The organism is Streptococcus sp. 1453, assembly GCF_013276955.1.
In the GTDB taxonomy this organism is placed as follows: domain Bacteria; phylum Bacillota; class Bacilli; order Lactobacillales; family Streptococcaceae; genus Streptococcus.
This window is the reverse complement of sequence record NZ_VMLZ01000005.1, coordinates 114,111-129,276: the sequence shown is the minus strand read 5'-3', so window position 1 is coordinate 129,276 and position 15,166 is coordinate 114,111. Positions and strand designations below refer to the sequence as shown.

At 37.1% G+C, this 15,166-nt stretch carries 11 protein-coding genes; 7 read left to right on the top strand and 4 right to left on the bottom strand.

What is annotated here, in order from left to right:
• The first annotated feature begins 17 nt into the window (after positions 1–17).
• Entirely contained in the window at positions 18–1,907 is a 1,890-nt protein-coding gene (locus HW098_RS04135) for a DUF2207 domain-containing protein (RefSeq protein ID WP_176139380.1), read from the top strand.
• Between the two features lie 61 nt (positions 1,908–1,968).
• Positions 1,969–2,814, top strand: coding sequence for an undecaprenyl-diphosphate phosphatase (locus tag HW098_RS04130; protein WP_176139379.1), 846 nt, complete (start codon positions 1,969–1,971; stop codon positions 2,812–2,814).
• 32 nt (positions 2,815–2,846) lie between these two features.
• Here HW098_RS04130 and dinB read toward each other — a convergent pair whose 3' ends face one another.
• On the bottom strand, positions 2,847–3,908 hold the full coding sequence (gene dinB / locus HW098_RS04125) for a DNA polymerase IV (protein ID WP_176139378.1): 1,062 nt from the start codon (positions 3,906–3,908) through the stop codon (positions 2,847–2,849).
• Between the two features lie 238 nt (positions 3,909–4,146).
• On the opposite strand from dinB, the gene pflB reads away from it, so the two are divergent.
• Positions 4,147–6,471, top strand: a complete 2,325-nt coding sequence (gene pflB, locus HW098_RS04120; protein ID WP_176139377.1) for a formate C-acetyltransferase — start codon at positions 4,147–4,149, stop codon at positions 6,469–6,471.
• A gap of 367 nt (positions 6,472–6,838) precedes the next feature.
• Here the strand turns inward: pflB and HW098_RS04115 are convergent, their stop codons facing one another.
• The 3 genes from HW098_RS04115 to HW098_RS04105 all read right to left on the bottom strand — a co-directional run bounded on the left by HW098_RS04115 (position 6,839) and on the right by HW098_RS04105 (position 9,834).
• Positions 6,839–7,396 (bottom strand): DUF6036 family nucleotidyltransferase, encoded by a 558-nt coding sequence (locus tag HW098_RS04115; RefSeq protein WP_000359824.1) that lies wholly within the window; start codon positions 7,394–7,396, stop codon positions 6,839–6,841.
• Positions 7,389–7,673, bottom strand: a complete 285-nt coding sequence (locus HW098_RS04110) for a hypothetical protein (protein ID WP_176139376.1) — start codon at positions 7,671–7,673, stop codon at positions 7,389–7,391. The genes HW098_RS04115 and HW098_RS04110 overlap by 8 nt, the downstream gene beginning before the upstream one ends.
• A gap of 937 nt (positions 7,674–8,610) precedes the next feature.
• The gene (locus HW098_RS04105) at positions 8,611–9,834 is read right to left on the bottom strand and encodes an ROK family transcriptional regulator (protein ID WP_176139375.1); all 1,224 of its coding nucleotides are present in this window, start codon (positions 9,832–9,834) and stop codon (positions 8,611–8,613) included.
• Positions 9,835–10,001: 167 nt separating this feature from the next.
• Between HW098_RS04105 and HW098_RS04100 the strand changes: the two genes are divergently transcribed.
• The 4 genes from HW098_RS04100 (at position 10,002) to lacG (ending at position 15,146) form a co-directional block, all read left to right on the top strand.
• Positions 10,002–11,324: a PTS sugar transporter subunit IIC gene (locus tag HW098_RS04100; protein ID WP_050259687.1), complete on the top strand. Its 1,323-nt coding sequence runs from the start codon at positions 10,002–10,004 to the stop codon at positions 11,322–11,324.
• Position 11,325: 1 nt separating this feature from the next.
• The gene (locus tag HW098_RS04095) at positions 11,326–13,212 is read left to right on the top strand and encodes a DUF4838 domain-containing protein (RefSeq protein ID WP_050083924.1); all 1,887 of its coding nucleotides are present in this window, start codon (positions 11,326–11,328) and stop codon (positions 13,210–13,212) included.
• Positions 13,213–13,379: 167 nt separating this feature from the next.
• Positions 13,380–13,724, top strand: coding sequence for a PTS lactose/cellobiose transporter subunit IIA (locus HW098_RS04090; protein WP_000836780.1), 345 nt, complete (start codon positions 13,380–13,382; stop codon positions 13,722–13,724).
• A 9-nt stretch (positions 13,725–13,733) separates the two neighbouring features.
• Entirely contained in the window at positions 13,734–15,146 is a 1,413-nt protein-coding gene (gene lacG / locus HW098_RS04085) for a 6-phospho-beta-galactosidase (protein ID WP_176139374.1), read from the top strand.
• Positions 15,147–15,166 lie beyond the last annotated feature (20 nt).

The following is a 15,166-nucleotide window of genomic DNA, read 5'->3' as shown; positions in this document are numbered from 1 at the left end:
AAAAGGGGGCTTAATTGATGAAAAAAACTTTTTTCTTATTTGTTTTAGGCTTGTTTTGCCTTCTGCCATTCTCTGTTTTTGCCATTGATTTCAAGATAAACTCTTATCAAGGGGATTTGTATATTCATGCAGACAATACGGCAGAATTTAGACAAAAGATAGTTTATCAGTTTGAGGAGGACTTTAAGGGCCAAATCGTGGGACTTGGACGTGCTGGCAAGATGCCTAGTGGATTTGACATTGATCCCCATCCAAAGGTTCAGGCTGCGAAAAATGGTGCTGAACTAGCAGACGTTACGAGCGAAGTGACAGAAGAAGCGAATGGTTATACTGTGAGAGTCTATAATCCAGGCCAGGAAGGCGACACAGTTGAAGTTGAGCTTACATGGAACTTAAAAAATTTGCTTTTCCTATATGATGACATTGCTGAATTAAATTGGCAACCTTTAACAGATAGTTCAGGGGCTATTGGAAAGTTTGAATTTCATGTAAGGGGAGAAAAGGGGGCTGAAAAACTCTTTTTCCATACAGGGAAACTCTTTAGAGAGGGAATGGTTGAAAAGAGTAACCTTGATTATACTATCCGTTTAGACAATCTTCCGCCTAAGCGTGGAGTTGAATTGCATGCCTATTGGCCTCGAAATGATTTTGCTAGCGCTAGGGATCAGGGTTTGAAAGGGAATCGTTTAGAGGAGTTTAATAAGATAGAAGACTCGATTGTTAGAGAAAAAGATCAGAGTAAACAACTCGTTACTTGGGTCTTTCCTTCCATACTTTCCATCTCCTTGTTATTGAGTATTTGCTTTTATTTTATTTATAGAAGAAAGACCACTCCTTCGGTCAAATATGCCAAAAATCATCGTCTCTATGAACCACCAATGGAATTAGAGCCTATGGTTTTATCAGAGGCGGTTTATTCGACCTCCTTGGAGGAAGTGAGTCCTCTAACAAAAGGAGCAGGTAAATTTACCTTTGACCAACTTATTCAAGCTACCTTGCTAGATGTGATAGACCGTGGGAATGTCTCTATCATTTCAGAAGGAGATGCAGTTGGTTTGAGGCTAGTAAAAGAAGATGGTTTGTCAAGCTTTGAGAAAGACTGTCTAAATTTGGCTTTTTCAGGCAAAAAAGAAGAAACTCTTTCCAATTTGTTTGCGGATTACAAGGTATCTGATAGTCTTTATCGTAGAGCAAAAGTCTCTGATGAAAAAAGGATTCAAGCAAGAGGGCTTCAACTCAAATCTTCTTTTGAAGAAGTATTGAACCAGATGCAAGAAGGAGTGAGAAGTCGAGTTTCCTTCTGGGGGCTTCCGGATTACTATCGTCCTTTAACTGGTGGGGAAAAGGCCTTGCAAGTGAGTATGGGTGCCTTGACTATCCTGCCCCTATTTATCGGATTTGGTTTGTTCTTGTACAGTTTGGATGTTTATGGCTATCTTTACCTCCTCTTGCCAATACTTGGTTTTCTAGGTTTGGTTTTGGCTGTTTTCTATTATTGGAAGCTTCGATTAGATAATCGTGATGGTGTCCTAAATGAAGCAGGAGCAGAAGTATACTATCTCTGGACCAGTTTTGAAAATATGTTGCGTGAGATTGCACGATTGGATCAGGCTGAATTGGAAAGTATTGTGGTCTGGAATCGCCTCTTGGTCTATGCGACCTTATTTGGCTATGCGGACAAGGTTAGTCATTTGATGAAGGTTCATCAGATTCAAGTGGAAAATCCAGATATCAATCTATATGTAGCTTATGGTTGGCATAGTATGTTTTATCATTCAAGCGCGCAAATGAGCCATTATGCTAGTGTTGCAAATACAGCAAGTACCTACTCCGTATCTTCTGGAAGTGGAAGTTCTGGCGGTGGCTTCTCTGGAGGCGGAGGTGGCGGCAGTATCGGTGCCTTTTAAAGAGAGCTATCACAGACTGAAAAAGTATGCTATAATGGAAGATAGAAAAAAGGAGTAATCTATGTATCTTATTGAAATTTTAAAATCTATTTTCTTCGGGATTGTTGAAGGAATTACGGAATGGTTACCGATTTCCAGTACAGGTCACTTGATTTTAGCAGAGGAATTTATCCAATACCAAAATCAGAATGAAGCCTTTATGTCCATGTTTAATGTCGTGATTCAACTTGGTGCTATTTTAGCAGTCATGGTGATTTACTTTAATAAACTAAATCCTTTCAAACCGACTAAGGACAAGCAGGAAGTTCGTAAGACTTGGAGATTGTGGTTGAAGGTCTTGGTTGCTACTTTACCTTTACTTGGTGTCTTTAAATTTGATGATTGGTTTGATACCCACTTCCATAACATGGTTTCTGTTGCCCTCATGTTGATTATCTACGGGATTGCCTTTATCTATTTGGAAAAGCGCAATAAAGCGCGTGCTATCGAGCCAAGTGTAACAGAGTTGGACAAGCTTCCTTATACGACCGCTTTCTATATCGGACTCTTCCAAGTTCTTGCTCTTTTACCAGGAACGAGTCGTTCTGGGGCAACGATTGTCGGTGGTTTGTTAAATGGAACCAGTCGTTCTGTTGTGACAGAATTTACCTTCTATCTTGGAATTCCTGTTATGTTCGGAGCTAGCGCCTTAAAGATTTTCAAATTTATAAAAGCAGGACAGCTCTTGAGCTTTGGGCAATTGTTCTTGCTCTTGGTTGCGATGGGAGTCGCTTTTGCAGTCAGCATGGTGGCTATTCGTTTCTTGACAAGCTATGTGAAAAAACACGACTTTACCCTTTTCGGCAAATACCGCATCGTGCTTGGTAGTGTTTTGCTACTTTACAGTTTTGTCCGTTTATTTGTATAAGAAAAACCTTGAAGAGGCAGCTCTTCAAGGTTTTAAAATCCAGTCACGGTAATCCCCAGCAGGCGGACACCTCTTTCTTTCTCGCTTAACTCTTCATAGAGTTGCAGGGCGATTTGGCTTATCTGACTAGCATCCTGTGTTTTTTGAGCAAGACTTTTTCGTTTGGTAAGAGTTGAAAAGTCCTCGTAGCGGATTTTCAAAATGACAATTTTTCCAGCTTTTTCTTGCTGACTGAGATTGAGAGCGACTTTTTCTGATAGAAGAGTCAGCTCTTTTTTGATGTCTTCCTCGGCACGGAGAATCTTTCCATAGGTTTTTTCATTGCCGATTGATTTACGGATGCGATTGGATTTGACGGGGGAATTGTGGATGCCACGAGCCTTTCGATAAAGGTCATAGCCCAGTCTGCCAAAGCGGTCTATTAGGGTCACTTCAGGGACTTCAAGTAGATCAGCACCAGAAAAAACACCTATTTGATGAAGACGTTCTACTGTCTTCTTTCCTACTCCATGAAATTTGGAAATATCCATTTGTTTGAGAAAATTCTCAGCTTGGTCAGGTAGAATCACTGTCAGACCATGTGGCTTTTGATAATCACTGGCCATTTTAGCTAAGAATTTGTTATAAGAAACGCCAGCAGAAGCAGTTAGATGGAGTTCCTGCCAGATATCCTCTTGAATGAGACGAGCGATTTTGACCGCTGACTTAATCCCAAGTTTATTTTCTGTTACATCCAAATAGGCTTCGTCAATACTCATAGGTTCAATCAAATCTGTATAGCGCTTAAAGATAGCTCGAATCTGGAGTCCCACAGTCTTGTATTTTTCATAATTCCCTGAGATAAAGACTGCCTGGGGACAACGTTCGTAGGCTTCCTTGGAGCTCATGGCTGAATGGACACCAAAAACTCGAGCCTCATAGCTACAAGTGGAAACGACACCACGTCCACCTGTTTGCCGAGGGTCGCTTCCGATAATGACAGGTTTTCCTCTGAGTTTAGGATTATCCCTGATTTCCACTGCAGCAAAAAAGGCATCCATGTCAATATGGATGATTTTTCTTGACAAATCATTTAACAAAGGAAAAATCAACATGTCTAGCCCCCTTTTTACCGCTTATTTTCTTTTATTATACCTTTTTTTCTGAAAAAAAGAAAAAAGGACTTTATTTTTTCAAAAATATAATACAGTTTGAAATAAAATGTAGACTGTTTTAGAAAAGAAAGTGTAAAAATAGGGAATTTTCACTTGTTGAAATCGGTTACTGTATGGTATACTTGACTCATGAATGTAACAGATGGTTGTTACTAGAAAGAAAAAAGAGGACATTAACATGGTTGTTAAAACAGTTGTTGAAGCACAAGATATTTTTGACAAAGCTTGGGAAGGCTTCAAAGGCGTAGATTGGAAAGAAAAAGCAAGTGTATCACGCTTCGTACAAGCTAACTACACACCTTACGATGGAGATGAAAGCTTCCTTGCTGGACCAACAGAACGTTCACTTCACATCAAAAAAATTGTAGAAGAAACGAAGGCTCACTACGAAGAAACTCGTTTCCCAATGGACACTCGTCCAACATCTATCGCTGATATCCCAGCAGGATTTATCGATAAAGAAAACGAAGTTATCTTCGGTATCCAAAACGATGAACTCTTCAAATTGAACTTCATGCCAAAAGGTGGTATCCGTATGGCTGAAACTACTTTGAAGGAAAATGGATACGAACCAGATCCAGCTGTTCACGAAATCTTTACTAAATACGTAACAACAGTTAACGACGGTATCTTCCGTGCCTACACTTCAAACATCCGTCGCGCTCGTCACGCTCACACTGTAACTGGTCTTCCAGATGCATACTCACGCGGACGTATCATCGGTGTTTACGCACGTCTTGCTCTTTACGGTGCAGACTACTTGATGCAAGAAAAAGTAAACGACTGGAATGCAATTGAAGAAATCGATGAAGAAACAATCCGTCTTCGTGAAGAAATCAACCTTCAATACCAAGCATTGCAACAAGTTGTTCGCTTGGGTGACCTTTATGGGGTTGATGTTCGCAAACCAGCGATGAACGTTAAAGAAGCAATCCAATGGGTTAACATCGCTTTCATGTCTGTCTGCCGTGTGATTAACGGTGCTGCTACATCTCTTGGACGTGTGCCAATCGTATTGGACATCTTTGCAGAACGTGACCTTGCTCGTGGTACATTTACTGAATCAGAAATCCAAGAATTCGTTGATGATTTTGTTATGAAACTTCGTACAGTTAAATTTGCTCGTACAAAAGCTTATGACCAATTGTACTCAGGTGACCCAACCTTCATCACAACTTCTATGGCTGGTATGGGTAACGACGGTCGTCACCGTGTTACTAAGATGGACTACCGTTTCTTGAACACTCTTGATAACATCGGTAACTCTCCAGAACCAAACTTGACAGTTCTTTGGACTGATAAATTGCCATACAACTTCCGTCGCTACTGTATGCACATGAGCCACAAACACTCTTCTATTCAATACGAAGGTGTAACAACAATGGCTAAAGACGGATATGGTGAAATGAGCTGTATCTCATGCTGTGTGTCTCCACTTGACCCAGAAAATGAAGAGCAACGCCACAACATCCAGTACTTCGGTGCGCGTGTAAACGTATTGAAAGCCCTTCTTACTGGTTTGAACGGTGGTTATGACGATGTTCACAAAGACTACAAAGTATTTGACATCGAACCAATTCGTGACGAAGTTCTTGAATTTGAATCAGTTAAAGCTAACTTTGAAAAATCTCTTGACTGGTTGACTGACACTTACGTAGATGCTTTGAACATCATCCACTACATGACTGATAAGTACAACTACGAAGCTGTTCAAATGGCCTTCTTGCCAACTAAACAACGCGCTAACATGGGATTCGGTATCTGTGGATTTGCCAACACTGTTGACACATTGTCAGCTATTAAGTACGCTACAGTTAAACCAATCCGTGATGAAAATGGCTATATCTACGATTACGAAACAATCGGTGAATACCCACGTTGGGGTGAAGATGACCCACGTTCAAACGAATTGGCAGAATGGTTGATCGAAGCTTACACAACTCGTCTACGTAGCCACAAACTTTACAAAGACGCAGAAGCTACAGTTTCACTTTTGACTATCACATCTAACGTTGCTTACTCTAAACAAACTGGTAACTCACCAGTCCACAAAGGTGTATACCTCAACGAAGATGGTTCTGTGAACTTGTCTAAACTTGAATTCTTCTCACCAGGTGCTAACCCATCTAATAAAGCTAAAGGTGGATGGTTGCAAAACTTGAATTCACTTTCTAGCCTTGACTTTGGTTATGCAGCTGATGGTATCTCATTGACTACACAAGTATCACCTCGCGCTCTTGGTAAGACTCGTGACGAACAAGTTGATAACTTGGTAACAATCCTTGATGGTTACTTCGAAAACGGTGGACAACACGTTAACTTGAACGTTATGGACTTGAACGATGTTTACGAAAAGATCATGTCAGGTGAAGACGTTATCGTACGTATCTCTGGATACTGTGTAAACACTAAATACCTCACACCAGAACAAAAAACTGAATTGACACAACGTGTCTTCCACGAAGTTCTTTCAATGGATGACGCCTTGGATGCATTGAGCTAATCAAGTTTTTGAATAATAAAAAGGAACCCTCGGTCAGTCGACTGAGGGTTTTGTGCTTGGGATAGTGTGAGCAATTCCTTCGGCGCAATATGCAATGTTTTTTGGGCAGGAATAGTGGACCGAATCTGAAATATAGTAGATTGAAACTAGAATAGTACACATTTACTTCTAAAACATTGTTAGAAATCGATTTAACTGTCCTGATCGATTTGTCCTATTCTTATTTCATTTTACTATAGTCCGCTGAAACGGCTCAAACAGTGCTAGAAATTGACTGGAATTCTCTAAGCGATTTGTTCCGATTTTATTTCATTTCATCATAAAAACAAGACGACTGGCTAATTGACAATCATCTTGTTTGATACTGTTAATAAAATTCGCGAAGTTTATCTTGATTTTCTTTAAAAAATTTTTCTAACCAATCCATACCATAAGCATAACTAAAACCTTCTAATAGAACAGAGAGGTCAATAGTATCAAATCCCATGTCTTTTAAATATTTAAAGGTATCGAATGGTGAATGAAAGTTTTTGTATTTAATAATTGCACCAATATCTTTCAAATCCTGCTCCCTGATACTCATCATCTTCATTCCTAACACATACTCAATAGGGACTACTAAAACGGTCAGATTCTCAAACGAGTATAAGGATTCACATAAACTTAAGGGAGGTTGTTTGTTCATATTTGCAACATGATTGTTGAGCCATAACTCTTCGTGGGTGTTAAGATTAAACTGTTTTCCTACACGAGCAATAATTTCATTGATTTTCTGATTTTGGTCATAAAAAGCATCAACATCTTGTGTGGCACGCAAACCATGATATTCCAAGACATAACCGCCGACACAGATAATTGTTAAAGTAAGATTTTCCTGAATTAATTCCTTATTTAGGGCTTGGAAGACCGGTTTCATTTTATCCATGCTTGTATTTCTCCATCAATTTTTGAACATTGGTTAACTTAGCAGGTTTATTTAATGAAATCACATATTTATGAGTTGGAGTATGCTCTTGACAGGCATACTTCAAGCTAATTTTTTGAAAATGGGTTAGTTCTTTGGAATTTAGTAACTTCTCTACGTCTTGGTTTGTTAAATAAGAATAGTCTTCAAAAATAACTTTTCGCAAATAGCGAAACCAATGGCTTGCGTTGAATTGTGATTGTTTGGATGCCTGTATCATATAATCGTACCAATCCATTGTCTTCCTCCTATGAAATTTAGTTTATATTCAAAAATGTAGTTTTTCTTAATTAGCTCGTATCTATAGGATGATACTGAGAATCTTCTTGTCTATTTAAATCGCAATCGAAAAATTCTGTTTTTCATCTTAGAAAAGAGTATTTAGAAATGTAAAATGAAATTTTTTTCTCATCCGAAAACCTTACTAGAGTATATAATTTAGGAAGTCGATTCTGTATGATAATGTTTGTACTGTCGTAGAGTTTTTGCTTGATTGCCTAACGAGACAAATCTTAGAAGAATTTTCGGTGTGATTTGACAAGCTTCTGACTGAAAGGATAGTTACACTAGTATTGCCTATCAAAATGAGCAGACAGAGAAAATTTGGAATCTATTTGCTTATTATCAATTGTTTTTGAGCTTATTTGGCTTAGAGTGTTATGGAACTTACCTATGGATTAGTTCTCTTGTATCTTTACTGTTCCTAAATATGTTAGTAGAAAAATGAAGCAGTTGTTACGAGTATCTGTATTGGGGGAAAATTTCGTCTATACAATTCTTTAAATGATACTAAGACTAGGAATGCCAAAACGCTGACATATTTCGTTTGAATCCTATCTAGCCGCTTCAAGTGTATTTGTAGAAATGGCATCCGTCATATATTCACGGAGGCGATGATTTACAACAGTGTGGTCGTACATCTTTGTAACTTTATTATACAACAACCATTTACAGGTGTAAAGTTGAGCAGTGTCTTTAGTAAATTTAGAGACTTGTTTTTTTCAAAGTTTTGATACCTGTATCTGTTGTTTAAGTTCTGGGGGTTATGATAAATGTTACATAGTGAGAAGGTGATTTTCTATATGGAAGTCGTCTTGTTTTCATATTGTCTAAATACGAGATATTTACTACAGATTGTAGTTGATTTAAACAGGTGTATAGATTTCTAATATATATTAAGGTGAAATAATATCTTGTAACACATTGCTATGCTCTATGAAAAAAGCAACGATAGCTAATGCACAAGCTCCTATACTTCCACGATGTTTGTTGTAAGGTAAAATTTCAATTTCTATATTACGAGTAAAGGGAACAAAGTGGAGTTGATCTTGGATTTTATCCCTGACTTCATGAGTGAAAGGTTGATAATTAAGCAATTGACTGTTGATATAGATTTTATCAGCAGGATTGATGAGGAGAAGATTTGCAATAGAAGTGGCCAATAAATTGACTCCTTTATCAATTTGTTGGCGTAAAGCAGAGTCGCCTAAGTTGTAAGCTGTTAAAAGGGTATCTAAATGAATGTCTTTTTCAGTCTTTACAAGGCTTTTTAGTACAGTTAGTTGAGAATTTTTAAATAATAATTGGGCATGTTTGATTAACCAAGCATCCGAAATATATGTTTGTAAACAACCTTTTTTTCCGCATTCACAATATTGCCCATTCAATTCGACAATGGTGTGTCCAATTTCTCCGATATAAGGATTTTTAGAGGCTCCTATTTTTTCTTTTGTGAAAAAGGAAGTGTAAATACCTAATCCAGCGTGTAGGAAAATAAAGTTATCGGGGGTATTGTGTGGATTAAAAAGGTATTGTCCTATAGCCATACAATCGATATTATTTTTTACAATAAAAGTAAAATTGAAATCTTTAATTACATTTAATAAATTAAAAGATTCCCATATGGGGTTGTTTGTAATGATGCTTCCGGAGTCTTTGTTATAATGTCCAGGTATTGATAAGCCAAATCCAAGTAATTTTGTCTCCAAAGGGACATACTCTATAGCTGTTTTTATCATATTGGTAATGGTGGAATTGATTTCTGAAATAGGATAATCTTCATTCAAAATTTCTGTCTCGAAAAGAGTTTTCCCTTGTAAGTCACATAGACTGAGAAAGATACCTAGGACGTTTATTTCAATACCTCCAACAACATAGGGGATATTATCTGTAATAGAAATAGTTTTTCTACGTCTTCCAGATCCGGAAAACTCGCTAAATTCATCACCAGTTTCGTATATGAGGGATTGTTCGCTTAGCTCTTTTATGATGTTAGTCGTTGTTGCTGGAGTAAGTCCTGTTTCATTAACAATATCTGTACGGGATGTTGCTGGATTTCGATATAGAAACTCCAGTATAGTGGCTCTATTGTGTAAAAAGGCTGATTGTTTTGTAATCATTTGTTTCCTCCTTTGGTTTATTTTATATTAAACATAAGAAAAAATCAATTAAAATTATTATTCTATACAAAGAAAAAAATATTGTAAAAACAGCAAAAAATATATTGACAACGCTTTCTGTTAGTGGTATATTTAATTTATAAAAAATAAAAAAAGGAGTTCCGGTGATGAACAATATTTTAACGTTTTTAGAAACGAAAGTCGCTCCGTTTGGTGAAAAAGTTGGCAACCAACGGCATTTGAAAGCTATTCGTGAAGGATTTATGATGGCAATGCCTTTGATTTTAGTCGGCTCTTTATTTCTTATTCTAATCAGTTGGCCTCAAGAGGCTTTTACAAATTGGCTGAATAGTGTTGGATTGCTAAGTATCTTGACAACTATGAATCAGTCAACAGTAGCGATTATCTCCTTGGTCGCTTGTTTCGGTATTGCCTACAGGTTGTCAGAAGGATATGGTACAGATGGTCCGTCGGCAGGGATCATAGCCTTATCCAGTTTTGTATTGATGGCACCTCGTTTTTCGAGTATGGTTTATGATAAAAATGGGGAGCAGGTCAAGCAGTTATTTGGCGGCGCAATACCATTTTCTAGCCTGAATGCATCTTCTTTATTTATGGCGATTACCATTGGATTGGTTACAGCAGAGATTTATCGTATGTTTATCCAGCGCGGAATTACGATAAAAATGCCAAATGGTGTCCCAGATGTGGTCAGTAAATCATTTTCAGCTCTTTTACCTGGTTTTACCACTTTTGTTTTGTGGGCTTTGGTCTTAAAAGGTCTGGAAGCAGCAGGAGTTGCAGGAGGTCTCAACGGACTTTTAGGTGCAATTGTTGGAACGCCGCTTAAGTTAATTGCAGGAACACTTCCAGGTATGATTTTATGTGTTATTGTAAACTCATTCTTTTGGTTCTGTGGAGTTAATGGGGGACAAGTTTTAAATGCTTTTGTAGACCCAGTTTGGTTACAATTTACTACAGAAAACCAAGAAGCTGTGGCTGCAGGACAAACCCTACAACACATTATTACATTACCGTTTAAAGATTTATTTGTATTTATTGGTGGCGGTGGAGCGACTATTGGTCTTGCGATTTGTCTCTTCCTATTTAGTAAGAGTCGTGCGAATAAAACATTAGGTAAGCTAGCTATTATACCGTCTATCTTTAATATCAATACAGCTATTCTATTTACGTTTCCAACGGTTTTAAATCCGATTATGCTGATTCCGTTTATTGCTACTCCTACAATCAATGCCTTAATTACCTATGTATCAATGGCTGTAGGATTAGTACCTTATACAACAGGTGTAATTCTTCCGTGGACAATGCCACCGATCATAGGAGGATTCCTTGCGACAGGGGCTAGTTGGCGAGGAGCTCTATTACAAGTTGTTTTAATTTTGGTTTCTGTGGCAATTTATTATCCATTCTTCAAAATTGCAGATAAACGCAATCTTGAAAAAGAAAAAGCTACTGTTGGAGGGGAATAAGATGGTTATCAGAGTATTTGATCAGCAGAAAAATACTTATTCTAGCTTTGCCTTAGAGGAATTGAGTTACTATATGAATCGGGTCTTTAAGACTGACATAGAACTTGTCGAGGAGAAGGAAGCGGATATTTTTGTAGGATTAGTCAATAAAGAGGATAGAAAAGACCATGTTCTTATCTCATTAGACAAGGGTAAGGGGAGAATTGAGTCTAATACAATTGTAGGTTTACTTATTGGAATTTACCGAATGTTTCATGAATTTGGGGTTGTGTATACTAGACCAGGGCGCGGACATGACTTTGTTCCAGAGTTAGGATTTGAAGATTTTTTAGATAAACAGCTATCTATAGATGAAACAGCCAGTTACTATCATAGGGGAGTATGTATAGAGGGAGCAGATTCATTTGAAAATATACTAGATTTCATTGATTGGCTACCTAAGATTGGGATGAACAGTTTTTTCATTCAGTTTGAAAATCCCTATTCTTTTTTGAAACGTTGGTATGAACATGAGTTTAATCCATACCTAAATAAAGAAAAATTCTCAAATGAATTAGTACAAGAATTGAGTGATAGGTTGGATAAAGAATTGCAAAAAAGAGGTCTTATTCATCATCGTGTTGGTCATGGATGGACAGGTGAGGTTTTAGGTTACTCTTCAAAATTTGGCTGGGAATCAGGTCTTAGTATTTCAGAGGAGAAGAAACCGTATGTCGCTGAAATAAACGGGAAGCGAGAATTATTTAGTACGGCTCCAATTTTAACAAGTCTGGATTTTTCAAATTCAGATGTGGCGGATAAGATGGTAGAAATTATTACGGATTATGCCAAGAAAAGACCTGATGTGAATTACTTACATGTATGGTTGTCGGATGCTCGTAATAATATTTGTGAATGCGAAAACTGTAGACAAGAATTGGTTTCGGATCAGTATATTCGTATTCTCAATCAATTGGATAGGGCTTTAAGGAGTGAGGGATTAGATACAAAGATTTGTTTCCTACTTTATCATGAGTTGTTATGGGCGCCTCAGAAAGAAAAATTAGATAATCCTGAACGCTTTACCATGATGTTTGCACCGATTACAAGAACATTTGAAATGAGTTATGCAGATGTAGATTTTGACAATTCCATACCTGCTCCTAAACCTTATATGCGTAATAAAATTATACTTCCGAATTCTCTTGAGGAAAATTTATCTTATCTTTTTGAGTGGCAAAAAACATTTAAAGGAGATAGTTTCGTATATGACTATCCTTTAGGGCGTGCTCATTATGGCGATTTAGGCTATATGAAAATTAGTCAAACTATTTACAAAGATGTATCTTATCTTTCAAACCTACATTTGAACGGGTACATTTCGTGTCAAGAATTACGTGCCGGATTCCCTCATAATTTTCCTAATTATGTTATGGGGCAAATGCTCTGGAAGAAGACAAGAAGTTATGAAGAATTGATTGAAGAATACTTTTCTGCTTTGTATGGGGAAAATTGGCAGTCTGTTGTTGAATATTTAGAAAAATTATCCATTTATTCCTCTTGTGATTATTTTAATGCAATTGGCAGCCGTCAAAATGATGTTTTAGCGAATCATTATTATATAGCTTACAATCTAGCTGATAATTTTTTACCAATTATTGAGGAAAATATTTCTAAATTAGTGAATAGTCAAAAGGATGAATGGAAACAACTAAGTTATCATCGTGAATATGTTGTTAAGATGGCGAAGGCTTTATATCTTCAAGCAACTGGAAAAACAAGGCAAGCTCAAGATGAATGGAGAAATGTTTTGAATTATATCCGTGGGCACGAACTGCTATTCCAATCTAATTTGGATGTTTATCGTGTAATTGAAGTAGCAAAAAATTACGCTGGTTTCCACTTATAAATCATAAGTATAGAAAATGAACTAAGGTATTCAGAGAAGATTGATCCTAAATATTATGAAATTTAAGGATTTTTAAGATATTTAGGGTCAACTTTCTATTTGTATCGTAGCGAAGTCATTTTAATAATGATGTGTAAAAGATGGATCAAGATTGAGGAGGAAGAAAGATGAAATCAAAAGAAGAAATAAATATGCTTGGTTTTACAATTGTCGCTTACGCAGGAGATGCAAGGTCAGATTTGATGGATGCTTTGGCGTTTGCGAGAGATGGATATTTTGAACAGGCAAGAGAATTGGTTGAGTCTGCAAACGACTCAATAGTGTCTGCCCATCGAGAACAGACTAATTTATTAGCGGAGGAGGCATCTGGAGATAATTTTGAAGTGAGCTTTATTATGATTCATGGTCAAGATACCTTGATGACAACGATGTTATTGTATGATCAGGTAAAGTTTTTTATTGATGAATATGAACGAATTCGAAAGATTGAAGAACATATTGGTTTGCAATGAGGATTAGTCATGGAAAATTTACAGGTTAAAGCCTTACCGAAGGAGTTTTTATTAGGAGCAGCCACCGCTGCTTACCAAGTAGAGGGTGCAACTAGGGTAGATGGCAAAGGAATAAATATGTGGGATGTTTATTTGCAAGAAAATAGTCCGTTCTTACCAGATCCAGCTAGTGATTTTTATCATCGTTACGAAGAAGATATAGCCTTGGCGGCAGAACATGGTTTACAGGCTTTGCGCTTATCTATTTCTTGGGTTCGTATATTTCCTGATATAGATGGGGAGCCTAATATATTGGCTGTTCAGTATTACCATAGAGTCTTTCAGTCCTGCTTAAAACATAATGTGATTCCGTTTGTTTCTTTACATCATTTTGATTCGCCTCAGAAAATGTTAGAAACAGGGGATTGGTTAAATAGAGGAAATATTGATCGTTTCATACGATATGCTCGTTTTTGTTTCCAAGAATTTACAGAAGTCAAGCATTGGTTTACAATCAATGAACTGATGTCTCTTGCCGCAGGTCAATATATAGGAGGTCAGTTTCCTCCGAATCATCATTTTCAATTATCTGAAGCAATTCAATCGAATCATAACATGTTGTTGGCGCATGCTCTTGCAGTCCTCGAATTTCATCAATTAGGGATTGAGGGAAAGGTAGGTTGTATTCATGCCTTAAAGCCAGGCTATCCTATTGATGGGCAAAAAGAAAATATTTTGGCAGCTAAACGGTATGATGTTTATAATAATAAATTTCTATTAGATGGAACTTTTTTGGGCTACTACAGTGATGACACACTTTTTCACTTAAATCAAATATTGGAAGCTAATAATTCTAGCTTTATTATTGAAGATGGTGATTTAGAAATTATGAAAAGAGCTGCACCTCTTAATACGATGTTTGGGATGAATTATTATCGTTCAGAATTTATTCGTGAATACAAAGGTGAAAATAGACAAGAATTTAATTCAACAGGAATAAAAGGACAGTCCTCTTTTAAATTAAATGCTCTAGGTGAATTTGTAAAAAAGCCTGGTATTCCGACAACAGATTGGGATTGGAATATTTATCCTCAAGGCTTATTTGATATGTTGCTTCGTATCAAAGAAGAATATCCTCAACATCCAGTCATTTATTTAACGGAAAATGGTACAGCCCTTAAAGAGGTTAAGCCAGAGGGCGAGAATGATATTATTGATGACAGTAAAAGAATCCGTTATATTGAGCAACATTTACACAAAGTTTTAGAGGCTCGAGATAGGGGAGTCAATATTCAAGGCTATTTTATATGGTCTTTGCAAGATCAATTTTCTTGGGCGAATGGCTACAATAAGCGATATGGTCTTTTCTTTGTTGATTATGAAACACAGAAGAGATATATTAAGAAAAGTGCTCTTTGGGTAAAAGGGCTAAAACGGAATTAAGGTTAGCGATTTGAATGATG

Coding starts and splice junctions, on each gene's coding strand:
- dinB (WP_176139378.1), bottom strand. CDS start 3,908: ATGTTGATTTTTCCTTTGTTAAATGATTTGTCAAGAAAAATCATCCAT.
- HW098_RS04110 (WP_176139376.1), bottom strand. CDS start 7,673: ATGGATTGGTACGATTATATGATACAGGCATCCAAACAATCACAATTC.
- HW098_RS04115 (WP_000359824.1), bottom strand. CDS start 7,396: ATGGATAAAATGAAACCGGTCTTCCAAGCCCTAAATAAGGAATTAATT.
- HW098_RS04090 (WP_000836780.1), top strand. CDS start 13,380: ATGAAATCAAAAGAAGAAATAAATATGCTTGGTTTTACAATTGTCGCT.
- HW098_RS04100 (WP_050259687.1), top strand. CDS start 10,002: ATGAACAATATTTTAACGTTTTTAGAAACGAAAGTCGCTCCGTTTGGT.
- lacG (WP_176139374.1), top strand. CDS start 13,734: ATGGAAAATTTACAGGTTAAAGCCTTACCGAAGGAGTTTTTATTAGGA.
- HW098_RS04105 (WP_176139375.1), bottom strand. CDS start 9,834: ATGATTACAAAACAATCAGCCTTTTTACACAATAGAGCCACTATACTG.
- HW098_RS04095 (WP_050083924.1), top strand. CDS start 11,326: ATGGTTATCAGAGTATTTGATCAGCAGAAAAATACTTATTCTAGCTTT.
- HW098_RS04135 (WP_176139380.1), top strand. CDS start 18: ATGAAAAAAACTTTTTTCTTATTTGTTTTAGGCTTGTTTTGCCTTCTG.
- pflB (WP_176139377.1), top strand. CDS start 4,147: ATGGTTGTTAAAACAGTTGTTGAAGCACAAGATATTTTTGACAAAGCT.
- HW098_RS04130 (WP_176139379.1), top strand. CDS start 1,969: ATGTATCTTATTGAAATTTTAAAATCTATTTTCTTCGGGATTGTTGAA.